This window comes from Streptomyces sp. DH-12 (assembly GCF_002899455.1).
Taxonomy (GTDB): Bacteria; Actinomycetota; Actinomycetes; order Streptomycetales; family Streptomycetaceae; genus Streptomyces.
Map to the genome: position 1 here is coordinate 1,951,875 of NZ_PPFB01000001.1, position 24,604 is coordinate 1,976,478.

21 protein-coding genes and 1 pseudogene are annotated in these 24,604 nt (G+C 70.6%); 7 read left to right on the forward strand and 15 right to left on the reverse strand.

Annotated features, from left to right (window positions below; genetic code table 11):
* Positions 1 to 13 precede the first annotated feature (13 nt).
* Together C1708_RS07615 and C1708_RS07620 are read right to left on the reverse strand one after the other, a co-directional pair.
* Complete coding sequence (locus tag C1708_RS07615; RefSeq protein ID WP_106411936.1) at positions 14 to 895, reverse strand: carbohydrate ABC transporter permease; 882 nt, start codon at positions 893 to 895, stop codon at positions 14 to 16.
* Positions 889 to 1,881 (reverse strand): ABC transporter permease, encoded by a 993-nt coding sequence (locus C1708_RS07620; protein WP_106411937.1) that lies wholly within the window; start codon positions 1,879 to 1,881, stop codon positions 889 to 891. The genes C1708_RS07615 and C1708_RS07620 overlap by 7 nt, the downstream gene beginning before the upstream one ends.
* 252 nt (positions 1,882 to 2,133) lie before the next feature.
* Here C1708_RS07620 and C1708_RS07625 point away from each other — a divergent pair, with 252 nt between their 5' ends.
* A complete protein-coding gene (locus C1708_RS07625) occupies positions 2,134 to 3,126 on the forward strand; it encodes an acetylxylan esterase (protein ID WP_106411938.1) in 993 nt (330 codons plus the stop codon).
* 144 nt (positions 3,127 to 3,270) lie between these two features.
* Here C1708_RS07625 and C1708_RS07630 read toward each other — a convergent pair whose 3' ends face one another.
* The 4 genes from C1708_RS07630 to C1708_RS07645 form a co-directional block, all read right to left on the reverse strand.
* Entirely contained in the window at positions 3,271 to 3,609 is a 339-nt protein-coding gene (locus C1708_RS07630) for a hypothetical protein (protein ID WP_106411939.1), read from the reverse strand.
* A 260-nt stretch (positions 3,610 to 3,869) separates the two neighbouring features.
* On the reverse strand, positions 3,870 to 6,704 hold the full coding sequence (locus tag C1708_RS07635; protein ID WP_106411940.1) for an aconitate hydratase: 2,835 nt from the start codon (positions 6,702 to 6,704) through the stop codon (positions 3,870 to 3,872).
* 405 nt (positions 6,705 to 7,109) lie between these two features.
* Entirely contained in the window at positions 7,110 to 7,709 is a 600-nt protein-coding gene (locus C1708_RS07640) for a dihydrofolate reductase family protein (RefSeq protein ID WP_106411941.1), read from the reverse strand.
* Positions 7,706 to 8,560: a metalloregulator ArsR/SmtB family transcription factor gene (locus C1708_RS07645; protein ID WP_106416206.1), complete on the reverse strand. Its 855-nt coding sequence runs from the start codon at positions 8,558 to 8,560 to the stop codon at positions 7,706 to 7,708. Before C1708_RS07645 ends, C1708_RS07640 begins: the two co-directional genes overlap by 4 nt.
* A 232-nt stretch (positions 8,561 to 8,792) precedes the next feature.
* Here C1708_RS07645 and C1708_RS07650 point away from each other — a divergent pair, with 232 nt between their 5' ends.
* Complete coding sequence (locus C1708_RS07650) at positions 8,793 to 8,999, forward strand: DUF4236 domain-containing protein (protein WP_106411942.1); 207 nt, start codon at positions 8,793 to 8,795, stop codon at positions 8,997 to 8,999.
* 76 nt (positions 9,000 to 9,075) lie between these two features.
* Positions 9,076 to 10,605, forward strand: coding sequence for a helix-turn-helix domain-containing protein (locus C1708_RS07655; protein ID WP_106411943.1), 1,530 nt, complete (start codon positions 9,076 to 9,078; stop codon positions 10,603 to 10,605).
* Between the two features lie 346 nt (positions 10,606 to 10,951).
* Here C1708_RS07655 and C1708_RS07660 read toward each other — a convergent pair whose 3' ends face one another.
* From C1708_RS07660 to C1708_RS07680, 6 genes are all read right to left on the reverse strand, one after another.
* Positions 10,952 to 11,512, reverse strand: coding sequence for a hypothetical protein (locus C1708_RS07660; protein WP_106411944.1), 561 nt, complete (start codon positions 11,510 to 11,512; stop codon positions 10,952 to 10,954).
* Between the two features lie 475 nt (positions 11,513 to 11,987).
* Positions 11,988 to 13,937, reverse strand: a complete 1,950-nt coding sequence (locus C1708_RS07665; RefSeq protein ID WP_106411945.1) for a glycoside hydrolase family 20 protein — start codon at positions 13,935 to 13,937, stop codon at positions 11,988 to 11,990.
* A gap of 1,354 nt (positions 13,938 to 15,291) precedes the next feature.
* A complete protein-coding gene (locus tag C1708_RS07670; protein WP_106411946.1) occupies positions 15,292 to 16,083 on the reverse strand; it encodes a helix-turn-helix domain-containing protein in 792 nt (263 codons plus the stop codon).
* Between the two features lie 15 nt (positions 16,084 to 16,098).
* Positions 16,099 to 16,245, reverse strand: a complete 147-nt coding sequence (locus tag C1708_RS36095; RefSeq protein WP_274543347.1) for a hypothetical protein — start codon at positions 16,243 to 16,245, stop codon at positions 16,099 to 16,101.
* Positions 16,242 to 16,859 (reverse strand): ABC transporter permease, encoded by a 618-nt coding sequence (locus tag C1708_RS07675; RefSeq protein ID WP_274543348.1) that lies wholly within the window; start codon positions 16,857 to 16,859, stop codon positions 16,242 to 16,244. The genes C1708_RS36095 and C1708_RS07675 overlap by 4 nt, the downstream gene beginning before the upstream one ends.
* 9 nt (positions 16,860 to 16,868) lie before the next feature.
* Positions 16,869 to 17,666 carry an ABC transporter ATP-binding protein gene (locus C1708_RS07680; RefSeq protein ID WP_106411947.1) on the reverse strand — a complete coding sequence of 266 codons (798 nt, stop codon included), beginning with the start codon at positions 17,664 to 17,666 and terminating at the stop codon, positions 16,869 to 16,871.
* Positions 17,667 to 17,818: 152 nt separating this feature from the next.
* Between C1708_RS07680 and C1708_RS34355 the strand changes: the two are divergent.
* Positions 17,819 to 18,141: pseudogene (locus C1708_RS34355) on the forward strand (IS5/IS1182 family transposase); the annotation flags it as partial.
* 93 nt (positions 18,142 to 18,234) lie between these two features.
* Here C1708_RS34355 and C1708_RS07690 read toward each other — a convergent pair.
* Positions 18,235 to 19,107 carry an SCO4651 family lipoprotein gene (locus tag C1708_RS07690; protein WP_106411948.1) on the reverse strand — a complete coding sequence of 291 codons (873 nt, stop codon included), beginning with the start codon at positions 19,105 to 19,107 and terminating at the stop codon, positions 18,235 to 18,237.
* 206 nt (positions 19,108 to 19,313) lie between these two features.
* Positions 19,314 to 20,369, reverse strand: coding sequence for a beta family protein (locus C1708_RS07695; RefSeq protein WP_106416207.1), 1,056 nt, complete (start codon positions 20,367 to 20,369; stop codon positions 19,314 to 19,316).
* A 434-nt stretch (positions 20,370 to 20,803) separates the two neighbouring features.
* Here C1708_RS07695 and C1708_RS34360 point away from each other — a divergent pair, with 434 nt between their 5' ends.
* Genes C1708_RS34360 through C1708_RS07710 form a run of 3 tightly spaced genes read left to right on the forward strand, consistent with a single transcriptional unit; the run spans position 20,804 to position 23,329 of the window.
* Positions 20,804 to 21,094: a hypothetical protein gene (locus tag C1708_RS34360; protein WP_198602426.1), complete on the forward strand. Its 291-nt coding sequence runs from the start codon at positions 20,804 to 20,806 to the stop codon at positions 21,092 to 21,094.
* Positions 21,091 to 22,662: a sodium:solute symporter family transporter gene (locus C1708_RS07705; protein ID WP_106411949.1), complete on the forward strand. Its 1,572-nt coding sequence runs from the start codon at positions 21,091 to 21,093 to the stop codon at positions 22,660 to 22,662. The genes C1708_RS34360 and C1708_RS07705 overlap by 4 nt, the downstream gene beginning before the upstream one ends.
* Before the next feature lie 58 nt (positions 22,663 to 22,720).
* On the forward strand, positions 22,721 to 23,329 hold the full coding sequence (locus C1708_RS07710) for a dihydrofolate reductase family protein (RefSeq protein ID WP_106411950.1): 609 nt from the start codon (positions 22,721 to 22,723) through the stop codon (positions 23,327 to 23,329).
* A 13-nt stretch (positions 23,330 to 23,342) separates the two neighbouring features.
* On the opposite strand, the gene C1708_RS07715 is transcribed toward C1708_RS07710, so the two are convergent.
* Positions 23,343 to 24,518, reverse strand: coding sequence for a poly(ethylene terephthalate) hydrolase family protein (locus C1708_RS07715; protein ID WP_106411951.1), 1,176 nt, complete (start codon positions 24,516 to 24,518; stop codon positions 23,343 to 23,345).
* Positions 24,519 to 24,604 lie beyond the last annotated feature (86 nt).

The window sequence follows — 24,604 nt, forward strand, 5'->3', positions numbered from 1 at the left end:
GTGCGGACGGCCGTCAGCCCTTGACCGCGCCGAGCATCACGCCGGAGACGAAGTAGCGCTGCACGAACGGGTACACGCAGAGGATCGGCAGCGAGGTGAGCACGATCGTCACCGCCTGGATGTTGGCGTTGACCTGGGTGAGGTTCTCGGTGGTGGCGCCGGCGCCGGTGCCGCCGGTGGCGCCCGCGAGGAGGTTGCGCAGATACACCGTGACCGGCATCAGCTCGGTGCGGTCCATGTAGAGGAACGCCGAGAACCAGGAGTTCCAGAAGGACACCGAGTAGAAGAGCACCATGGTGGCGACGACCGCCTTGGACAGCGGCAGCACGATCCGCAGCAGGATGCCGTAGGTGCTCAGGCCGTCGATCTGCGCGGCCTCCTCCAGCTCCGACGGCAGGCTCTCGAAGAAGGCCTTCATCACCAGCAGGTTGAAGACGCTGATCGCGTTCGGCAGGGCGATGGCCCACACGCTGTTCTTCAGTCCGAGGCTGGTGACCAGGACGTAGTTCGGGATGAGGCCGCCGGTGAAGAACATGGTGAACACGGCGATCCCGACCAGCGCGCCGCGGCCCTTGAGGTGGTGCTTGGACAGGACGTAGGCGTAGCAGGTGGTCAGCACCATGGCGACGGCGGTGGCGACGACCGTGTAGAGGACGGTGTTGCCGTAGTTCCGCCAGAACATCGAGTCGGAGAAGACGATCTCGTAGGTGGTGAGGTTGAAGCCCTTGGGCCACAGTGTCACGTCACCGGCGCGGATCTCCCGCTCGCCGCTGAACGACCGGGCGACGATGTTGACGAACGGGTACAGCGTGATCAGCACGACCAGGGTGAGGACAACGCCGTTCACGCCCTGGAAGACGCGGTGGCCCCGGGAGGGGCGGATGGTGCTCACCACAGGCTCGTCCCCACCGTGCGGCGCGAGAGCTGGTTGGCCGAGGTGATCAGCACCAGGCCGATGACCGCCTCGAACAGGCCGATGGCGGCGGCGTAGCTGAAGCTGTTGGACTCCACACCGGTCCGGTAGAGGTAGGTGGAGATGACGTCGGCGGTGGGATACGTCAGCGGGTTGTACAGCAACAGGACCTTCTCGAAACCGACGGCCAGGAACGTGCCGATGTTGAGGATCAGCAGCGTGATCATGGTGGGACGGATGCCGGGCAGGGTGACGTGCCAGGTCTGCCGCCAGCGGTTCGCGCCGTCGATCCGGGCGGCCTCGTACAGGTCCTCGTCGATGGTGGTGAGCGCGGCGAGGTAGAGGATGGTGCCCCAGCCCGCGGTCTGCCAGATCTCGGAGCCGACGTAGATGGTGCGGAACCAGTCGGGCTCCTGGATGAACCGGATCGGGTCGTGCCCGAACCAGCCGAGCACGTGGTTGACCGGGCCGTCCGTGGCGAGCATCTGCATCGTGATGCCGGCGACGATCACGACGGACAGGAAGTGCGGCAGGTAGGACACCGACTGCACGAATCGTTTCAGTGACCGGCGGCGGACCTCGTTGAGCAGCAGGGCGAGCACGATCGGGACCGGGAAGCAGAAGAGGAGCGTCAGCCCGCCGATCCACAGGGTGTTCCGGAAGACCTGCCAGAAGGTCGGGTCGGACAGGAACATCTCGACGTACCGCAGTCCCACCCAGTACTCGCCGAGGATCGACCCGCCCGGCTCGAACCGGCGGAACGCGATCACGTTGCCGATCATCGGCAGATAGCGGAACACCAGGAAGAACAGCAGCGGCAGCACGGCCAGCGAGTAGAGCTGCCAGTCCTTGCGCAGCGCGCGCCGCCAGCCGGTGGACGAGGGCGACCGGGTGCGGCGGCGGGGCGGGGGCGCCGGCGGCGGGCCCTGGAGGCCCGGGGGTGGAGCCGACGTGGTGGAGCTGCTCATGGGCCGGGCCTCCCGTGCCTGACGCAGACCGAAACTTTCGAGCATCTACCGGTAACTCCGCGGCAACTTATGAGTCACGGTCAGTGGTGTCAATGGGTGGCGCGCAGGCGGATTTTCCCGCTTCACGGCGCGTGGAAGTCCGGAACGGACCGCTGTGGAACCCGGCCAAGACCTGTTACCGTCCACCGAAATTTCCTGCGGCACGCCCGCAACGATCGGGGGTGCCGTCCGTCCGACTCTGCGAGGTGCCGCGTGCCCGCGTTCGACCTGCCCCCGGCTGAACTGGAGCGTCATCGCCCGGACCTCGCCGAACCCGCGGACTTCGACGCGTTCTGGAAGCGCACGCTGGAGGAGGCGTCGGGTGCGGGGGACGTTCTGGTCTCCGCCGACCCGGTGGACAGCGGGCTGCGGCTGACCGAGGCCTGGGACGTCGCCTTCCGCGGCTTCGCGGGCAACCCGGTGCGCGCGTGGTTCAGCCGCCCCGCGGGGGCGGCCGGACCGCTCCCGGCCGTGGTGGAGTTCGCCGGGTACGGACGCGGACGCGGCCTCCCCCACGAGCGGCTGACCTGGGTGAACGCCGGGTACGCGCATCTGCTGATGGACAACCGCGGGCAGGGCGGCCAGTACGGCTGCGGGGGCGACACCCCCGACCCGCACGCCGGTGCGCCGGGCGGCCCCGGACCGGCGGCGCGCGGGCTGCTCGACCCGCACGACTATCACTACCGCCGCCTGATCACCGACGCGGTGCGCGCGGTGGAGGCCGTGCGCGCACTGCCCGGCGCGGACGCCTCCCGGGTCGCGGCGGTGGGCAACAGCCAGGGCGGGGGCCTGGCGCTGGCGGTCGCGGGACTGGTCCCGGACCTCGCGGCGGTCCTGGTCACCGCCCCCTTCCTGTGCGGGATCCACCGCGCGCTGGACCTCACGGACGCGGCGCCGTACGGCGAGATCAGCGCGTATCTCGCCGTCCACCGGGGCGCGGAGGAGGCGGCCCACCGCACCCTGGCCCACGTCGAGGGCATCTCCTTCGCCCGCCGCGCGCAGGCACCCGCCCACTTCGGCGTGGGCCTCCGCGACACGGTGTGCCCACCGAGCGGCGCGTACGCGGCGTACAACCGCTACGCGGAGCTGACGGGCGGACAGGAGGAGAAGGTGCTGCACGCCTACCCGTACAACGGGCACGAGGGCGGGGACGCGGTGCATGTGCGGCGGCAACTGGGATGGCTACGAGCGGTGTTGGGAGCATAAGGGCGCGGTGGCGACGGAGCGCGGGCGCGCCGCCAGGTGGCGGGGACCTGGGACGGGGCGCGGCCCTGCCGCCCGGAAGCGGCCGAGACGGGGGCGCGTGGCCGCACCGGCCCGGGGCGGAGGGCAGCCGGCCCGGAACGGAGGTCAACCGGCCCGGCACGACAGGGCCGTTCCGGCATGGGCGGTCCGCCGGGAGGCGAGCACGGCCGCCCGGAGGTCGCAGGCCGCGGGCATCAGGCGCGCGATGCCGTCGGCGCGGTCCGGGGCGCCGGCGGCGGGCGTCGTGCCCGCCCGGCAGAGCAGGCCGGGCAGCTCGGGGCGCGGCAGCGTGTCGGGGCGGGCGTGGGTGACGGCGCCCGAGGTCAGGGCCAGGCCGGCCGCCGGTACCGCGGCCAGCAGGCAGACCAGGGCGAGGAACAGCACCCTGCTGCCGGTGCGCAGCGCCGGCCGGACGCCGGCACGAGGCTCGATTGGCGCGATCATGACGCTCCCGTCCGCGGCTGTGGGGGTCGACGGGTGACAAGGGCGCGGGGCGGACGAGGTGGCGGCGCCCCGGCGACGGGTTCCGGTCCGCCACGCTCATGGGAGCGCTCCCACCTCGTCCGTGAGGGCGACGGTATCGCCGGGGGACGGGGTTGTAAACGGTTGCCGCGCACACCGGGCCGCGCGGGAGCCGCGGTCCGCGAACGCCGAGGGCCGCATCCCCGCGCGGGGATGCGGCCCTCGGTCGTCCTGCCCGGCCCTTACTTGCGGATCAGGCTGCGCAGCACGTACTGCAGGATGCCGCCGTTGCGGTAGTAGTCGGCCTCACCGGGGGTGTCGATGCGGACGACCGCGTCGAACTCGACACCGGTGTCGGTGGTGACCTTCACCGTGCGGGGCGTGGTGCCGTTGTTCAGCTCGGTCACGCCGGAGACGGAGAAGGTCTCCTCGCCGGTCAGGCCGAGGGACTCGGCGGTGTGGCCCTCGGGGAACTGCAGCGGCAGGACGCCCATGCCGATGAGGTTCGAGCGGTGGATGCGCTCGTACGACTCGGCGATGACGGCCTTGACGCCGAGGAGCGCGGTGCCCTTGGCCGCCCAGTCGCGGGACGAGCCGGAGCCGTACTCCTTGCCGGCCAGGACGACCAGCGGGATGCCGGCGGCCTGGTAGTTCCGCGAGGCGTCGTAGATGAAGGAGACCGGGCCGCCCTCCTGCGTGAAGTCACGCGTGTAGCCGCCCTCGGTGCCCGGCGCGATCTGGTTGCGCAGGCGGATGTTGGCGAACGTACCGCGGATCATGACCTCGTGGTTGCCGCGGCGCGAGCCGTAGCTGTTGAAGTCGCGGCGCTCGATGCCGTGCTCCGTGAGGTACTTGCCGGCCGGGGTGTCGGCCTTGATGGCGCCGGCCGGGGAGATGTGGTCGGTGGTGACCGAGTCGCCCAGCTTGGCCAGCACGCGGGCGCCGCTGATGTCCTCGACCGGGGCCGGCTCCATCCGCATGCCCTCGAAGTACGGGGGCTTGCGGACGTAGGTGGACTCCGCGTCCCATTCGAAGGTGTCGCCGGTCGGGATCGGCAGCGCCTGCCACTGGGCGTCGCCGGCGAAGACGTCGGAGTAGGACTTGGAGAACATGTCCTCGCCGATGGCGTTCGCCACGACGTCGTTCACCTCGGCCTCGGAGGGCCAGATGTCCTTCAGGAAGACCGGGTTGCCGTCCTGGTCGTGGCCGAGGGCCTCGCGGGTGATGTCCACCTTCATGGAACCGGCGATCGCGTAGGCGACCACCAGCGGCGGGGACGCCAGGTAGTTCATCTTGACGTCGGGGTTGATCCGGCCCTCGAAGTTGCGGTTGCCGGACAGCACCGAGGTGACGGCCAGGTCGTGCTCGTTGACGGCCTTGGAGACCTCCTCCGGCAGCGGGCCGGAGTTGCCGATGCAGGTGGTGCAGCCGTAACCGACCAGGTTGAAGCCGACCTTGTCGAGGTACGGGGTGAGGCCCGCCTTCTCGAAGTAGTCGGTGACGACCTTGGAGCCCGGGGCAAGGGTGGTCTTGACCCACGGCTTGCGGGTCAGGCCCTTCTCCACCGCCTTCTTGGCCACCAGCGCGGCGGCGACCATGACGTACGGGTTGGAGGTGTTGGTGCAGGAGGTGATGGCCGCGACCGTCACCGCGCCGTGGTCCAGCGTGTAGGTGGTGCCGTCGGGGGCGGTCACCTCGACCGGGTTGGACGGGCCGGTACCGGCCGCCGCGGCGGGGTGCTGCGGGGCGCCGGCACCGTTGTCGTCGTGGCCGTAGGCCGGGGCGTCGCTGGCGGGGAAGGACTCGGCGCTCGCCTCGTCGACCGGGGAGGCGACACCGTGCGGCTGCTCCTGCTGCGGGACGCCCGGCTTGCGGTCGTCGCCGCCGGTGACACCGGCGGCCACGTAGTCGAGCACGTCGGCGTTGAACTGCTCGGCGGCGCGGGTCAGTTCGATGCGGTCCTGCGGGCGCTTCGGGCCGGCGATGGACGGGACGACCGTGGACAGGTCCAGCTCGAGCTTCTCGGAGAAGTCCGGCTCGGCCGCCGGGTCCAGCCAGAGGCCCTGCTCCTTGGCGTAGGCCTCGACCAGGGCGACCTGCTGCTCGGAGCGGCCGGTCAGGCGCAGGTAGCTCAGCGTCTCGTCGTCGATCGGGAAGATCGCGGCGGTGGAGCCGAACTCCGGCGACATGTTGCCGATGGTGGCGCGGTTGGCCAGCGAGGTGGCGGCGACGCCCTCGCCGTAGAACTCGACGAACTTGCCGACGACGCCGTGCTTGCGCAGCATCTCGGTGATGGTGAGCACCAGGTCGGTGGCGGTGGTGCCGGGCTGCAGCTCACCGGTGAGCTTGAAGCCGACGACGCGCGGGATCAGCATGGAGACCGGCTGGCCGAGCATGGCGGCCTCGGCCTCGATGCCGCCGACGCCCCAGCCGAGGACGCCGAGGCCGTTGACCATCGTGGTGTGCGAGTCGGTGCCGACCAGGGTGTCGGGGTACGCCTTGCCGTCGCGGGTCATGACGACGCGGGCCAGGTGCTCGATGTTCACCTGGTGGACGATGCCGGTGCCGGGCGGGACGACCTTGAACTCGTCGAAGGCGGTCTGGCCCCAGCGCAGGAACTGGTAGCGCTCCTTGTTGCGGCCGTACTCCAGGTCGACGTTCTGCTTGAAGGCGTCGTTGGTGCCGAACTTGTCGGCGATCACGGAGTGGTCGATGACCAGCTCGGCCGGGGCCAGCGGGTTGATCTTCGCCGGGTCGCCGCCGAGCTCCTTCACGGCCTCACGCATCGTGGCGAGGTCGACGACGCAGGGCACGCCGGTGAAGTCCTGCATGATCACGCGGGCCGGCGTGAACTGGATCTCCTGCGACGGCTGCGCCTGGGAGTCCCAGCCGCCCAGGGCGCGGATGTGGTCGGCGGTGATGTTCGCGCCGTCCTCGGTGCGGAGGAGGTTCTCCAGCAGCACCTTCAGGCTGTAGGGAAGGCGCGCGGAGCCCTCGACCTTGTCCAGCCGGAAGATCTCGTACGACTCGTCGCCCACCTGCAGCGTGCTGCGGGCGTCGAAGCTGTTCGCCGACACGACAGTCTCCTTCATTGATGTGCGCGTACCACCGTCAATCGTGCCGCCACGCCGGCTTGGCCGTTCCGGTGAGGTCAGGCTAAGTTAGGTGTGCCTAAGTCGCGTGGCGACCGCGGTGCGCCTCGGCAGATATCTCGATGTCGAGATAATCCTAGTACACGGGCGCGGAATGGTCATGCCCGGGACCCGGTGACCGCTCCCGTCGCCTGGAGGCGTCCGCCCGGCGAACCCGGTCGTTCGGCCTTCCGTCCCGGTGGACCAGCCGTACGGGTCGATCGCGCCGGGGCGCCGGCGGCCGTACCGGCCGGGGTGCGTCTCGCAGGGCGCCACGGCAGGACGCCCCGGCAAGGACGGCGCCCCGGCCGGCCCGGACAAGGAGCGCGCCGGGTGCGCCGACCGGCCGGATCAGCGCACTCGGTCGTAGACCAGGGCGATCTCGCCCAGATCGCCGGTCTCCTGATGGGCGAGCTTCCATCGCGAGCTCGGCAGGCCGTCCTCGAACAGCCGCTGCCCGCCCCCGACGATCTCGGGGAAGATCATGAGATACAGCCGGTCCAGCAGATCCGCCGGGAGAAGCTCCTTGATGACGCTGGCGCTGCTGTTGACGAGGATGTCGCCCTCACCGGTGGCCTTGAGGCCGGCGACGACGTCCGCGGCGGGGGCGTTCACCACGCGGGTGCGTTCCCACGGCGCCTCGGCCAAGGTGGTCGAGAAGACCACCTTCTCGGCGCCGACCAGCCACCTCGCATATCCACGATCACGCGGATCGGCGTTCTCGTCCGCGGCGACCGACGGCCAGTACCCCAGGAATCCCTCGGCGTTGACCCTGCCGAGCAGCGCTGTCGTCGCGCCCTCCCAGATGCGGGTGAGGTGGTTCCGCGCGACCTCGGTGGTCACGTACGGGGCGAACGCGCCGAAATCTCCGGCCCCGCCGGGACCGTTGTAACGCCCGTCGAGGCTGAGGGCCAGGTTCGCGGTCACCCTGCGGTCGGCCGAGTCGGTCATTTAGCGCTCCTCGTGTCGGCACTGCCGGTGTCGTGCGGGTCCGCGGCGAGGGCCGCCACGAGCTTGTCGAGGCTCTGGCCGAAGCCGATCTCGATGCCTGCGACGAAGTCGGCGGAGTCGACGGTGCTGTCGGTGATCCGCCAGTGGACCTCGAGGTCCGTGCCCGTACCGGTGGGCTTCAGGCCGATGCCGACGTGGGCGGTGAAGGCGATGCCCCCGTCGGGCAGCACGGGAGAGAGCCGGTAGCCGAGGCGTTCACCGGGGCGCACGTCCTCGACGACTCCCTCCGCGCGACCGGCGACCGGGTCGGAGCCGTCGGAGTCCTCGGCATCGCGGTACTCCTGGACGACCCGCCCACCCGGTCGCGCCTCGAAGACGAGCTCGGAGACGCGGAGGTCGTCCGGCGTCCACCAGCGGGCGAGCAGGGATGCCTCGGTGAGGTGGCGCCAGACCAGCTCGGGGCGTCCCGCCAGCGACCGGTGGAACCTGAACGAGCGGCCGTCGGCCCACCCCGGCTCCTCTGCGGCGAGCCGCTCCGCGCGGAGACTCCGTCCGTAGCGGTCGTAGGTCGCCCGCGGACCGCCCTCCTGGTCCGCGGTGTCGGCGAGCCGGCTGAGCGCACCTGCCAGGTCCCGCAAAGGGGCGGACCGGAGCGCGTAGACACGGCGTCGGCCGCTGCGCTGCGAGGTGACGATGCCGGCGCGCTCAAGGGTCTGCAGGTGCTTGGTCGTCTGCGGCTGGCGCGCCTCGGCGAGCTGGGCGAGCACGCCGACCGGGCGGGGCCGCTCGGCCAGCAGCCCCACGAGCCGCCAGCGGACCGGGTCGGCCAGTGCGGTGAGGAGTGTGTCCATGGGCGCGATCATTCCCCGAAAAGAATATTCCCGTCAAGGAATATGTCGAGGGGGCGCTTCCGGTGCGCCGGACTCGCGCCCTCCTGCGGGGCACACGCTCCCCTCCGCCCCTCCACCCCCCGCCCTCCCGCCGGCTCCGCACGAACCCGGCCCCGGGTGCCATCACCGCCGAGGACCGGGGTATCCGACTGAGACACAGTCAGTCACGGCAGGACCGACCAGGGAGGCGAGGATGCCCCTCACGTTCCGCAAGAGTTTCCGGATCCTTCCGGGGGTGCGGCTGAACATCAACAAGCGGTCGTGGTCCATCACCACCGGCAGCAGGAACGGCCCCCGGTACACCCGCAGCAGCACCGGACGTCGTACGACATCGATGGATCTGCCCGGACCTTTCGGATGGCGGCGCACCACCCACAGCCGCCGGAACAGGGGATACTGACGTCACATCACCCGACCATCACCCGAACGGACCCCCCCAAGAGGTGCCATCTCATATCTGAGATAACCTCAACCTCATGGCAGACGACTACCTCGTACGCATCGGCAAGCTCATCCGTGACGCCAGGCAGCACCGCGGCTGGACACAGGCCCAGCTCGCCGAGGCGCTCGGCACCAGCCAGAGCGCCGTCAACCGGATCGAGCGCGGCAACCAGAACATCAGCCTTGAGATGATCGCCCGTATCGGCGAGGCGCTGGACAGTGAGATCGTCTCCCTGGGCTACGCCGGCCCGATGCACCTGCGGGTGGTGGGCGGCCGCCGGCTCTCCGGCGCCATCGACGTCAAGACGAGCAAGAACGCGTGCGTGGCACTGCTGTGCGCCTCGCTGCTCAACAGCGGGCGCACGGTGCTGCGCCGCGTGGCCCGCATCGAGGAGGTGTACCGCCTCCTGGAGGTGCTGCACTCCATCGGCGTGCGCACCCGCTGGATCAACGACGGCGTCGACCTGGAGATCGTGCCGCCGGCCGAGCTGGACCTGGCGGCGATCGACGCGGACGCGGCCCGCCGCACCCGCTCCATCATCATGTTCCTCGGCCCGCTGCTGCACCGCCTGGACCGCTTCATGCTGCCGTACGCCGGAGGCTGCGACCTCGGCACGCGCACCGTGGAGCCGCACATGATCGCGCTGCGCCGCTTCGGCCTGGACATCGCCGCGACGGAGGGCCAGTACCACGCGGTGGTCGACCGGACCGTCGCCCCCGACCGCCCGATCGTGCTGACCGAGCGCGGGGACACGGTCACCGAGAACGCGCTGCTGGCCGCCGCGCGGCACGACGGCACGACCGTCATCCGCAACGCGTCCTCCAACTACATGGTCCAGGACCTGTGCTTCTTCCTGGAGGCGCTGGGCGTCAAGGTGGACGGCATCGGCACGACGACGCTCACCGTGCACGGTGTACCCACCATCGACGTGGACGTGGACTACTCCCCCTCCGAGGACCCGGTCGAGGCGATGAGCCTGGTGGCGGCCGCGGTGGTGACGGAGTCGGAGCTGACGGTCCGCCGGGTGCCGATCGAGTTCCTGGAGATCGAGCTGGCGGTCCTGGAGGAGATGGGCCTCGACCACGACCGCACGCCGGAGTACTTCGCGGACAACGGCCGCACGCGGCTGGTGGACCTGACGGTGCGGCCCTCCAAGCTGGAGGCGCCGATCGACAAGATCCACCCGATGCCGTTCCCGGGCCTGAACATCGACAACGTGCCGTTCTTCGCGGCGATCGCGGCGGTGGCGCAGGGTCAGACCCTCATCCACGACTGGGTCTACGACAACCGCGCCATCTACCTGACCGACCTGAACCGCCTCGGCGGCCGGCTCCAGCTCCTCGACCCGCACCGCGTCCTGGTCGAGGGCCCGACCCGCTGGCGCGCGGCCGAGATGATGTGCCCGCCGGCCCTGCGCCCGGCCGTCGTCGTCCTGCTCGCCATGATGGCGGCGGAGGGCACGTCGGTGCTGCGCAACGTGTACGTCATCAACCGCGGTTACGAGGACCTGGCGGAGCGGCTGAACTCGATCGGGGCGCAGATCGAGATCTTCCGGGACATCTGAAAGTCCTCGGGAAAGACGCCGTCATACCCCTTCTGACCTTCGTGAACGTGAGGCAGGAGGGGTGCGGCGGCGTCTTTTGGGCTTTTCTGGGACTTTTGGGCAGTGCGGGCACGCGTGGGCGGGACACCCTGCTCAGGACCGTCCCGCGCATGCCAGACCCTCGCCACGCCCCTCACCGCCAGACCGTCGACCACCGGTGAAGTCCCGATGGGATTTCACCGTCCGGGGCCGCTCCTTCAGCTTTTCGCAGCGTTGGCGGTGAGGGTGGGCCGACGCCCTGCCGCGCGTTCGAGGTGAAGGGCGTCATCCACAGCCGTCCCGGTGAGACCTCCCCGGCGGGCCTGTCTCAGTCCGAGCATCTGGCCGCGGACCCGTCGGCCGAGGAGGTGACGGACACTCGGTAACCGGCTCCGGTGTTGAACTCGGTTCCGGCCTTGCTCCCTTCCGCGTCGAGGATCTCTTCGGTCAAGAAGTAGACGTCCAGCATCACGGCGTCGTCCGCTTCGCCGCGGGTGAAGCACAGGTTCGCGGGCTGATTCGCCTTTGATGACCGCCGGGTGGCCGGAGAGGGCGTCCAGCCTTCGCGCTCTGCCGCGGCCCGGTAGTACTGCGTCACGTCGGCTTTGTCGCCGGGGAAGACGTAAGTGTGCTCCGCGTAGAGCTGCGCTTCGCCACTGTCCTCCCAGCAGCCGGCGTCAAGGCCCTTGAAGCCGCGGGGTTCGACCGTCCCTCGAGGCCGGGAGTCGAGGATGCCGTAGGACTTCAGCTCGTCGACCCGGCTCTCGGTGCCCTCGCAGTCCGAGGTGAGGACGGCGTCAGCCGTGACCTGGCATCCGGTGAGTGCTCCCGTTGACACGGCCATCAGGAGGAGGACGGCATGCAGGCTGGTTCCCGTACGAGAGGTCAAGTCAACTCCTGTGGCTGACCTGGCAGGGCAGCCGAGTGCGCCATTCGATACCCGATAGGTACGGTCAGCGACCGTACCATTAGTTCGGTTGGTCGTGATGGGCATCCAACTCCGTTTACCGGCGGCCCAGTTGTTCCTCCCAGGATGTCAGGCCCCGCTCTCGCCCTGGATGTCCGGCCGATGAGGTCGGGACGATCCTCATCACACCCGCGAGGTGATCGACCGGCCGTACGAGAGAGGGGAGAGCCGAGTGCCGGTCATCCCACACGGACCGGTTCTGCCCCTGCGGAAGTGAATTCGGCCGCCGCTCCTACGGCTTGAACGATTCCCCGGTGCGGCCGGAGATCCTGTCGCACGGCACGGCGCGGTCGGCCGCGCGGGACGGCGAAAGAGACGGCGGCGCTGGCGGTGGGGCCGGGGCTGCCGAGCGCAGGCGGGTCGTCAGGCACGACCGCGGTCGATCACGGGCCTGCCCTCACTTCAGCACCTCGAAGGAGTGGAGGGAGTAACCGTAGCCGGTGGCCCGGGTGATTCCCCTCATCTGGACGTGGCGGGCCATGACGGCGGTGAAGGTCAGCGTGTCGACGCCCTTCCGCGCCAAACCGCGCCGCTGCGCCACGGTCCGCCACGTGGTCCCGTCGTCGGAGACCCGGATGTCGTAGTCCTTGCCGTGAGCGGTCTCCCAATCGAGGTTGACCCGCGAGAACGACTGCCGACTGCCGAGATCGACGCTCAGCCACTCGTCATCGGTGTAGGCACTGGCCCAGCGCGTGGCCGGATTGCCGTCCACCGCGTTCGACGCCCCCAGAGACGGGACCTCCGACGAGGACGCCGACACCGCGCGTCCGAAGGCGAGGTCTCCGGGCGTCGGTTTCGGCTTCACGAGGGTGTCGGGCAGGTACGCGGTTCCGGGGCCCTGTCCGACGGTGCCCACCCGGTTCAGGAAGCTGCTGTAGTCGGTGCCGGCGCGGGTGCCGGACCACATCTTCTGCGCGAGCGCGGCGAAGCTCTTCTCCACCAGTCCATGGACCTGGAGTTCGGTGTAACTGGCGCGGACGAGGTCGTTCCACACGGCCGGCATGGCACCGAGGAGCATGGGGTCCTGCGGCGTGAGGTCCTGGTTTCCGCCGAACACGTGCGGTTCCCAGCTGGTGAAGATGTACTGCCCGTCCAGGCCCTGTCCGTGGTAGTAATCCGCGAACGGGACCACGTAGAGCAGGCCGTCGTTGGAATTGATGACTTTGTAGCCGTCGGCTATGGCTGCCTTGGGCGAGTACCAGCCGTGGTTCCAGCAATTGAGGACCATGTTCTTGTCATAGCCTGCCCCTCCGCCGGACATGACGGTGAAGCTCCCCCAGGCGTTGACCGTCTTGCCCAGGGAGCGTACGTGGGAGGCGATGGTGTTGACGTACGTCTTGTACTGCGCGTTCAGTTCTCGCGGGTACTCGTCGACGCCGATGTGTACGGTCGGTCCCCGGAACCACGGCGCGAACTCGGTGTAAACGCTCTTCATGAACTCGGTGGCGGCCGGATTGCTGAGGTCCAGATGGTCCGAGTTCCCGCCGTTCAGGCCGATCTCGGGCTTGAACTCGATGAAGGCGCGCGCGTGGGCGGGGGCGTCGATCTCGGGGATGATCGTCACGCCGTTGGCGGCGGCCACGTCCTCGAAGGAGTCCCAGTCCTGCCGGGTGTATCCCTGGCCGGCGCCCAGTCCCGCGAAGGCCGGGTTGGTGCTCTTGAGGCGGAACGCGGAGATGGCCTGCGACCAGTCACCGTTCGGTGGGGTGATCTCGTTGTCGTTGAGGTGCAGTTGCAGGGTGTTGAGCTTCAGCCAGCCCATCCAGCGCAGGTACGACCTGATGAACTCGGGCGTGAAGTACCGTCGCCCGACATCGAGCATGAAACCGCGGACGGCGTAGTTCGGATGGTCGACCGCGGTGCCGACGGGAACGCTCTTGCGGTCGGCCGAGCCCAGCAGGGCCTGCAGGAGGGTACGGGTGCCGTAGTAGACGCCCCTCCGGCCGCCGCCGACGATCTCGACGGAAGTCGTGCTCACGGTGAGGCGGTACGCCTCGGCCCGCAGCTCGCTCCTCACCGGACCGAAGTCGGCCGAGGAGTCGATGCGCAGGGCTATGTCACCGCGTCCCGCCGCTCCCGTCGCCGTGGTGAGCCGGAGAGAGGTCAGCTCGGCCATTTCTGCGACGACCTGGACCGCCAGGTTCCGCAGGGCGGCCGGGGCGCCTGCGGGGACGACGACCCGACTTGCCGAGGTGAGGGTGAGACTGCCCGTCCCCCCGGTCCACCGCTGCAGCGCGGGAACCACTCCGGGTGGGGCCGTGTCCGCCTCGGCAGCTGCCGTCGCCGTGCCGGTGGAGGCGAGAAGAGGAGCGAGCACGAGGCCGCCGAGGAATGATCTGCGCGCCATTTTCCATTGATTCACGGAATGCTCCCGTAGCGTTCTCGAGGAGAAGGTGGGGAAGAGATCGGGATGTGACGCCGGACTGCAGCGCCAAAGGAACCGTCAGGTTCTGCGTGTCATCAGGAATTCGAGGACGGAGGACGGGGGGATTCCCAGAACCGCTGGTTCAAAGCAGACGCCGACCTGAGTGGCCCGGCCGTGTTGACGGCGGCTGAAGGGTGATTCCGGCTCGCTTTCCGCGCCGGCACCACCCATCGAGCGCCGCTGACCGTGGTCCCGCCGTCTCCGCCCGGAACACTTCATCTTCGGCGTGCTCCCCGCACCCGCGGGGACGGTCCCCTCGTACAGACCGACGAATCCCCGACCCGGGTCGCTGCCTCGCACGGGACCGCGGCGGCGTACCGGTCGTCGTCCGGCCTCGACGGCTCCAGACCTTCCCGCGCATCGCCTTTCGGTGCTGAGCACCGCTTCCTCGCGAGCGGACGACGGTGACGGGCGGGGGCCACGTCCGGCGACGGCCGACAGCGCTTCGGCCGTCATGATGCTTGTGAGTGCGAAGCATGGATCTGGCGTTGCGATGACGTCCGTGCGTCTTCCCATGAGATCTCCACGCTTGGTCTGGACCACCAACTAGCCTGCTCTCAAGGGTGTTACGGGTGTCGACAGTAGGAGGTAAGACGTATGGGGTCTAGACCTCTGCGCCAGCCAGGTTCACTCCGGCCAACATGACGGTCGGTCCTTCCGCCCTGCCGCGCCCCGCTCATGACACTGCTCCACGCGGTCGACATGACCGGAAAAAACCTTTCGCACCCGTGTCACCGGAGGCACCCCTGCCCCGGTCGTCTGGATCCCGCCGGCCCCGGGGCAGGGCGTGTCCCGCCGGCGCCCGCCGCCCCGCAGACGACCGGTCAGGCCGCCGGGGGCCGAGACCGTGCCGCTCCGCCCGCTCCAGCCTCCTTGAACCACGACGGCGTGACGGAGTGCGTTGACACGAGCCGCATGACCCGTGTCCAGGATCCGGGGTCGAGGCCCATCGTCGGCGTGGACCGTTTCCCTCGACTGCGGAGGCCGGTCGCCTCGGAGCTTGTGGTCATCCTCCCGAAGGCGCGGACGTGGCGGATGAGCGCGTCCGTTCAGGGCAGTGCGCGAGCACTGACTTCAGCCTGAGTCGCTCGTTCCCCGGGAGGGCGCCGGAGTGGGTCAGGATCCGCCCGGCGACGGTCCGCCGATCACAGACAGCGGACGTGCCGCAGGAGTTGGACCAGAACCCCGTCTCATGAACAGAACCACGAGCCGGGCACATCGGAGCCTCCGCCAGACCCGGAGCGCTTCAGTGTGCGGCCGGACGGACGACCTGTCTTCAAAAGGGCGGCGGTTCAGTGGTGAGTCTGTCGGCGGGCACTCGCTCGATGCGGGTCCAGCCCCTCCAGCCCCGCTCTTCCAGGATCGCCAACAGCCGCGCGGCGCCCGGCGAGGACTCGGCCGTGGTCGAGTCCAGCAGGTCGACGAACTGGTCGTCCCAGGCGTCGTCACCCGTCTCGCCGGCCTCCACGGCGCGGATCATCAGGCGCTCCATGACGTCGGCGACCTCGACGACCCGCGGGTCCTCGGTCGACCAGTCGAGTGCCTCGCTGAGGAGGCTGTAGAGCCTCATCATGTCGGGGTGGTCCAGCTCCTCGTGCTTCCTGGCGATCAGGGCGTCGATCTGGTGCGGCACCTGCGCGGCGATCATGATCCAGGCGTCCCGCTCCAGCTCGATGTACCGCTCCTCGACGCCGAGACCGCGTAGCCGGTCCAGGTAGTCCACGACGCTCCGCGGGAGCGCCAGGTGCTCCCCGGCGGCGAGCCGGGAGAGCCGTTTGCGGGTGTCGTGCAGCCGCCGGATCTCGGCGCGCAGATGCTTGTCGATCGCCTGGACACCGGCGGCGAACTCCTCCGGGCCGGCGTCGAGGAGTTCCTGCACCCGAGCCAGCGGCACACCGGCGTCCGCCAGGGTGCGGATCCGGATCAGCCGCACGACCGCGGCAGCGTCGTAGATCCGGTATCCGGACCGGTCGCGTTCGGGCTCCGGCAGCAGTCCGATCCGGTGGTAATGGCGTACTGCCCGTACCGTCACCCCGGCGTACGCCGCCAGCTGGCTGATGGTGAGCATGGGTCTCAGCCTGCCTCAGGCGATCTTCCGGCGATAGACGGCCATCGCGAGAACATACGCCACGACGAGGATGCCGGCGCACCAGGCCAGGGCGGTCCAGATGTCGTCGCCGACCGGCCGCTGGGCGAACAGGTCGCGGATGGTGTCGACGATGGACGTCACCGGCTGGTGCTCGGCGAAGGCGCGCACCAGCCGGGCATGGTCCGCGTGGGCACGAACGCCGAGCTGACGAACGGCAGGAAGATGAGCGGGTAGGCGAACGCGCCCGCGCCCTCGACCGATGCCGCGGAGAGCCCGGGAATCACGGCGAGCCAGGTCAGGGCCAGGGTGAACAGGAACAGGATGCCGGCGACCGCGAGCCATGCCGGCAGTCCGGCCCCCGTGCGGAAGCCCATGAGGAGCGCGACGCCCACGACGATCACGAGCGAGATCAGGTTGGCCACCAGCGAGGTGAGGACGTGTGCCCACAGCACCCCTGACCGTGCGATCGGCATGGACTGGAAGCGTTCGAAGATCCCGCTCTTCATGTCGGTGAACAGCCGGTAGGCGGTGTAGGAGATGCCGGACGCGATCGTGATGAGCAGGATGCCGGGCAGCATGTAGTTCACGTACGGGACCGACCCGGTGTCGATCGCGCCGCCGAACACGTAGACGAACATCAGCATCAGGGCGACCGGCGTGATGACGGTCGTGATGACGGTGTCCAGGCTGCGCGTGACATGGCGCAGGGTCCGCCCCGTGAGAACAGCGGTGTCGCCGAAGTGGTACGCGGTCATCTTCGTCCCCTAGTCGTTCGTGCTGAGGGCGTGGCTCTTGTCGTCGCCGCCGATGACCGCGAGGAAGATCTCCTCCAGGGTCGGCTGCTTCTCGACGTACTCGACCGCGGCGGGCGGGAAGAGCTGCTTGAGCTCGGCGAGGGTGCCGTTCACGATGATCCGGCCCTGGTGGAGGATCGCGATCCGGTCGGCCAACTGCTCGGCCTCGTTCAGGTACTGCGTGGTGAGCAGCACCGTCGTTCCGTCCTCGGCCAGCTCCTTGATCGCCTGCCACACCTCGATGCGCGCCTCGGGGTCGAGACCGGTCGTCGGCTCGTCCAGGAAGATCACCGGCGGATTCCCGATGAGGCTCATCGCGATGTCCAGCCGGCGGCGCATACCGCCCGAGTACGTGGCCACCTTCCGCGCGCCGGCGTCGGTCAGCGAGAAACGCCTCAGCAGGTCGTCCGCGATCTCGCCCGGGTTCTCGAGGTGGCGCAGCCTGGCGACGAACACGAGGTTCTCGCGACCGCTGAGGATCTCGTCGACGGCCGCGAACTGTCCGGTGAGGCTGATGGACTCCCGCACCTCGGCCGGTTGCGCGGCGACGTCGAAGCCATGGACGGTGGCCGTTCCCCGGTCGGCCTTCAGGAGCGTGGCGAGGATCTTCACGGTCGTGGTCTTGCCCGCCCCGTTGGAGCCGAGCAGGGCGAAGATGCTGCCCCGCGCCACGTCGAAGTCCACGCCGCGCAGTACGCCGAGCTTCCCGTAGGACTTCTCGAGCCCCCGTACGCGCATCGCCGGATCGGTGATGGATCGAGCCGTCATGGTCGTCTGCCTCCTCCTCCGTGAAGCGGTTCCCGGCGGGTGCCGGGAAGCTTCTGCCGGAAGGATGGAGGGTTGACCCGGCGTCAAGGTCAAGCCCGCCGCGGCCACAGCGCTCCGAGCGCTGACGCCGACGCGGGCCGTGCCGTGCTCCGTGCCGCCGGGGACATCGCGGCACTACCGGGGCCGGTGTCCGGCCGCGGCTGCACGCCGCCCCGCTGACCGAACCGCGCCGCGCCGATCTGCTGGACCTGGACGGCTGCGCCGTGGACGGGTCCCATGTCCGGGGCGTCGGGGGGACCGCATGGGGCCCTCGCCCGCCGATCGTGCCCGCCCCGGCTCCGGGCATCACCTGATCGTCGACCGTCACGGGACCCCGCTCACCGGTGGCAACCGGCATGACGTCACCCAGCTCCTGCCGCTGCCGGACGCGGTCCCGCCCATCAGGGGCCTGCGGGGCTCCCCCGCCGCAAGCCCCGGTCCCGGCGCCGGCTGTCCTCGGCCCTCTCGGCGGCTCCGTGCCCCGCCGTCCGGGCGCGGCAGGCAGCCGGCGCCGACCGGTTCTGTCGGCTCAGCGCCGCTGCTGGGCGCCCTGAAGGGCCTGGTCGGTCATGTCGGCCACCTGGCCGGCCGGCGGGGCCTCGGCATCGACCTCGGTGCCGAAGTCGGAGAACTCCAGCACCGTTTTCATCTTGAGCTGCTGGGCCGCCGCGCTGCTGCCCGCCTGGGCCGAGGCGGAGGCCGGGGCCTTGACGGTCATGTCGATCTGCTGGCGGCGCAGCCGGCCCTCGTCGTCGAGCCAGACCTGCATCGGCAGCGTCGGGCCGAGCTGCTTGCTCATCTGCGCACCGCCCGGCAGCTTGGACACGTCCACGGAGACCTTGTAGTGCGTCGTGTCGGTCCCGTCGATCTCCTCGGTGCCCACCTTGGTGACGCCCTTGTCGGTGATCGCCTTGGCGTAGGCGGCGGTCTGGGCCGGGTCGCCGATCTGCTGGTTGCCCAGGTCCTGCTGTGCGGCGACCTTCTCCAGGTCGATCTTGACCCAGGGCTTGCCGCCCGGCGCTTCCTGGCCGGGCATCTTCTGGTAGAGAACCTGGTCGACCACGCGTTGCTCGATGCTCTTGTCCTGCGCGGTGACGGTCATGACGCTGTCACCTTCGTCCAGAGCGATGACGCCCTTGCCCTGGGTGGTGACCGTCCTGCCCTCCGCCGAGAGCTGCGTCCTGATCGTCATCCGCGCCGACTCGGCCTCGGCCGTCTTGTCGTAGGCCGCTCGCACCTCCGCCGTGCCCTGCTCCTGGGCGCCGGCGCTCCTGCTCGCGTTCGGCGACTTGCCGTCCCCACCGGCCTCCGCATCGCTGCCGCCACCACAGCCCGACAGGACAACGCTCCCTGTCACCGCGGCAACCACGACCACGCCGGCCCTCGTCCCCCTGAATCGCATGCCAGTCCTCTCTCCTCAACGAGTGCCGGCCACTGTCACACCGCGCCGGCTCACTGACCCGAGTTTCCCGACGGTCCGTCAACACACCTGTTTATGACGTAAGTTGCGGATGAGTGACGAATCCTGCCGGGCGAGACCGCGCCGGCGCCGCTGTCCGACCGAGCCGTGTGCGGCACGGCCGGCCCCCCGGTCCGGCCGTGGTCGGCTCAGCCGTCGGGCAGGCTCCGCACGACGTACGTCATGTGCTGGAGGTTCCCCGCTCGCAGCCACTCCGTGAACCCGCCCACACCCTTGCCGGTGGTCAGCGGGCCGTTCGCGCAGTCCCTCAGCCAGGCCTCGCCCGCCCCGGCCCCTGCTCCCCTGAACTCGGGCAGCTCGGTGATCCGGCGGGCCGCGGCGCGGTTGACGGCGATCCGGTCCGGCCCGTGCGCCAGCGTCTTGACGACGACGTACGAACTCCCGGTGGTGTAACGGAGCGTTCCCCAGGACGGGCCGCCCTTCCTGCCGGGCTCCAGGGGCTGCGCGAGGACGGCGGGTCGCTGCACACCGTAGTCGCCGTAGCCGAGCCGCGGGGCGTACGCCCGTCCCGTCGCGCGCACCTCGTGCCACATGCGCCATTCCGCCCGCGAGACCTCGACCGGCCCGTCCTCCAGCATGTCGGCACCGACCCGTGGAACGCCGCCTCCGAGCAGGACGGCGCTCCGCCAGGCAGTGATGGGCATCAGCGCGTCGAGGGCGCGCAGGGCTTCCTTGCCCGCATCGGGCCGGTCGTCGAGGACCGCGCCCATGTCGAGCAGCAGATCGAGGGGCACCTCCGGCCCGGTCCGCGCCAGCAGGCCCCTGACGCCCTCCCCGAGACCGGCGTCCCACTCCCCCGTGACCCGCACCCGCACGCCCAGGCCGCACGAGCAACGGCGGGCCGTCCCCACGGCCACCGCCTGCTGCTCCGCGGTCCTCTCCGGTCCGGTGACCGGCCTCAGCCGTCCGAACTCGCAGTACACCGCGAGCGCTTCGGCGAAGGCGGCGGTCCGGCCGTCGTCGTCGAAGGGGGCGTCGATCCAACCGCCGTGACGGCTCACGGCACTCACCCGGCCGACGCACGCGTCGACCACCGTGCCCAGCGTCTCCCGGGCCACCTCGCGTAAGGGCGGCAGGTTCCACAACGGCTTGACCGCGGCCCGGACGTCCGGCGACAACCGCGGGAAGACCCCGGCCGCGTGCGGCTTCGTGGGCAGAACGGGAACGTAGAGCGGTCCGGACATCGCGGCTCCCCCTCGGCACCGTCCGTGCGCATCCCTCCCCTCAGGGTCCGTTCCTCCCGGAAGGCTCGGAAAGAGGGCCGTTTCGGCCCGCGTGGCCGATGCGGCACGTCCGAGGGCGGCTCCTGCGGTGGTGCGCCGGCCCGGCACCCGGACCGGAGGAGGAGCCGATGAGCAGCGCGCCCGTTCCCCTCCAGGCGTACGAGGCAGGCACGTACCTGCACGGCACGGAGGCGGACCTCGCTCCGGGGGATCCGCCGGTCCCCGGCCTCCGCCGCCGGGGCGTCGCCGCGATCCTGGACCGGCACGCGTCCGGCAGTGCCCCGTCACCGTTCCCCGCGCCCCTGATTGGGCGCGGGAACAGTCCCGCCCTACGCCCCCTCCGCCTCTGGTTGACTCCGCGGCCACCCGTGTCGGCCTGTGTGAGCGGAGTTGTCTTGGAGTCTTACGGAGCGGAGCCGTGGCGGCAGGAGCCGCCGGTGCAGGTGGAGGAGGCGCGGCTGGGGGTGGGGCTGCGGGTCGGGCTCCGGGTCGCGGGGGTGTGGCTGCTGTACGTGGCGGGCGGTGCGCTCCTGCCCGGCCCGTACGGCACCGGCGTCCTCGGGGGCGTGAGTCTCGGGAGCGTGCTGGCCCTGGTGCCGCTCGGCGTCGGCCTGCACGGGGTCGTCGCGCACGGGCGGCGGGCCGACCGGGTCGCCGTGGACACGGACGACCGGAGGTGGTCATGAGCACGCTGCTCGACTCCTCCTCACGCTCCCTCGTCTTCGCCGTGTTCTCGGTGTTCGTCGTCATCTGCCTGATGCTGTGCGTGATCACGGGGGCCGACGAGGACGACCGCGCCCTCATCCGGTCCGACAGCCGGCGGTTGCGGTCCTGGCAGCAGGGCATCGCGATGGGCGGCGACACCACCACCGTGGCGACCGTCACCGTGCTGGTGGGCATGGTCGCCACCACCGGGTTCGACGGGCTCGGCGTCATGCTGGGCAGCCTGGTCGGCGTCCTCCTCTTCCTCGTGCTCGTCATCGAACCGCTCCGTGCGCACGCCACGCTGACCACGCCGGACCTGCTGGACGCGCGCGGCAGCGGCGGGTCCGCGGTGCGGGTGGCATGGGGTGCGGTGACGCTGCTGGTCTGTTTCCCGCTGCTCGTGGTGCAGTTGGTGGTGGTCGGGAACGTGGCCGCCGCCCTGCTCGGGCAGCCCGGCACCCGTACCGGCTGCATCGTCGTCATCGGGTGTGTGATGACCGCGCTGGCCGTCAGCGGCGGCATCCGGGGCACGGGGGTGGTGATGATCGCCAAGTCGGTGATCGCGCTGCCCGTGCTGCTGGTCACCGCGGCCCTGGTCGTGTACCGCTTCGGCGGGGACCTCGGCCGGCTGCTCGACGCGGCCGCGCTCGGCTCGGGGACGGGCGAGGCGTTCCTGCGCCCGGGCGGCTACACCGGTGACGGGTGGGTCGGGGCGGTGAACCGGGTCGGGCAGACCTTCGGCATGACGATGGCCACGCTGGCCATGCCCGCCGTGCTCATGCGGGCCATCGCGACGAAGAGCCCGCGCGGGGCGCGGACGGCCGGCCGCTGGATGCTCGGCGAGCTCGTGGTGCTCTACGGGGCTCTCGCCGTCGTCGGTCTCGGCGCCGCGGCGCTGGCCGGCGGGGCGCTGCGGGAGGCGGGTCCGTCGGCGCAGGTGTTCACGCCGCTGCTGCTCGGGCGCGCGCTGGACGGCGGCGGCATCCTCGTCGCGGCCCTCGCCTGCGTCCTCTTCCTCACCGCGCTGGCCGCCGTCGTGGACGTCACCCTCGCCGCCGGCATCACCCTGGGCCGTGACGTGCTGGCCGCCTCCGGCCGGCGACGGGAGGGGCGGGTGGACGGCACCGCGTCGCGGTGGGCCGCCGCGCTGACCGGGCTGGCCGCCGCGGCCGTGGCCGTCGTCTGCGCCGACTGGAACCTGGTCGTCGTCTCCACGCTCTGGCTCGCCCTCTGCGGCGCCGCCCTCGCACCGGTCCTGCTGTACGCCCTGTACTGGCCCGGATTCACCGCCCGCGGCGCGCTGTGGTGCCTGTGGGGGGCCACGGCGGTGACCGTCGTGGCGCTCGCTCTGTCGCCGTACGCGTCCGGCACGCCGGAGTCGATCGTGCCGGGGCACGACTTCCGGCTCTGGGACGTGACGATCCCGGGCCTGGTGACGATCCCGGCCGGATTCCTGCTGGGCTGGCTGGGCAGCGTCACGGACCGCCGGCGGCGCCCGGCGGGCGACGGCACCGTTCGGACGTCTTCGCCGCGTACCGCCCACCGATGATTTCCGGCGGGCGGCACGGTCATACCCGGTACACGGACCGACACCCCAGGAGGATCCCATGTCCCGGAAGATCGTCGCCAGCCTGTTCATCTCGCTCGACGGCGTCGTCGAGGCTCCCGACCAGTGGCACTTCCCTTACTTCAACGACGAGATGGGCGCGGCCGTCGACGCGGGTCTGCGCGCCGCGGACACCATGCTCTTCGGCCGCGTGACGTACGACAGCTTCGCCGGCGCCTGGCCGGAGCGGGAGGCGGCGGGCGCCGAGGACGCGGGCTTCGCCAAGCAGCTCGGCGACATGCGGAAGATCGTGTTCTCGCGCAGCCCGCTCGACTTCCAGTGGCGCAACAGCGAGCAGGCGGAGGGCGACGTCGCCGAGGTCGCCGCCGCGCTGAAGGACGAGCCGGGCGGGGACATCGCGCTGAGCGGCTCCGTCTCGATCGTCCGGCAGCTGCTGGCCGCGGGCCTCCTCGACGAACTGCACCTCCTCGTCCACCCCGTCGCCGTCCGCAAGGGCATGCGCCTGTTCGACGAGGGCGAGCCGTCGGTCCCGCTGCGGCTGCTGACGTCGGAGACGTTCGGCACGGGGGTGCTGCACCTGGTGTACGGGCCGGACGCGGCGCCGCCGACGGGGGGTTACGAGGAGGCGGTCGCCGCGCTCGGGGAGTGAGGGGGGCATGGTGTCACCAGTTCTTATACCGGACGTCGCCGAGGCCGCAGAAGGCGCATCCGGGGCTCAGGAAGTCCTGGGTGCGGCGGAACTCCTCGTCGGCCAGATGCCACCGGAGCCAGGCGGTGATGACGTGCCGGCCGTTGCGGGTGGCGAGGATGTGGTCGGTGTCGTCGAGGACGGTGAACCACACCGGCACGTCGGTGCCCGCGTAGTCGCGTTCCATGTTCGCGGTGGCGAAGTCCTCGTCACCGCCGACGTAGAGGGCCGGGTTGCGGAGGCTGTCGGGGCCGTTGCCGTCGAACGAGCCGCCGGCCACGTGGACGGTGGTCTCCAGCCGCGGCTCGTCGGCCACGTCGAACGTGCCGAGGGACCCGCGGGAGTGGCCGCCGAAAGCGACCTCGGAGAGGTCGAGGTCTCCGTACAGCGGGTCGGCCGGACTGGCGTTCCGGTCCTCCAGCCAGTCGAGGGCGTCGACCATGTAGGCGCCGTTGCTGGAGGAGACCTCGCTGTAGACGACGAACCCGTGCGAGGCCCACAGGCGCAGCATGTCCTCGTAGTCGGCGGGGTCGGATCCCGCACCCGGGCCCCAGACGAAGACCGGATGGTCCACGCCGTCCCGGCCGGCGTCGGCCGGGTACACCAGCCAGCCGTCGTCGTCGGGACCGGCGGACTCGTCGACGGTCACGGCGTACGGACCGGGCTCGGTGACGTCGTCCACCGGGGGCAGCGACCCGGTCGGCGGGTCGGTCGGGCCCCCGCCGCCTTCGGCCTCGATCAGCACGTCGTCGACGGTCAGGGTCTCCAGGAGGCTGTTCGCGTCCAGCGAGAACCTCAGCCGCAGGTCACCGCTCTCGGCGGAGTCCGGCAGGGGGAACGACACCGCGCCCGCGGCGGTGCGCGCCGATTCCAGCGTGGTGAACGGGCCGCCGTCGACCGAGTAGGCCACGGTGAAGGTCTCACCGAGGTCCAGCCCCGATGCCACCCGGGTGTAGGACAGGGTCAGGTCGTCGTATCCGGTCGGGTCGATGGGTGCGGACACGATGGACGAGTCCGAGGACAGTGACCCGCTGAGGCGGGCCCCGTACGTTCCGGTCCGGACGGAACCGGAAGCGGTGAAAGTGCCGAGCCCGTCGGAGAAGTCCTCGCTGTAGACGGGCGTGGCGGCGGAGGCGGGGGCTGTCGTCACACCCGCGGTTCCCAGGGCCATGACGCCGACTGCCGCGGCGCCGCATAAACGCAGGCGCCCACTGGTAAGAGACATGTGCGATATCC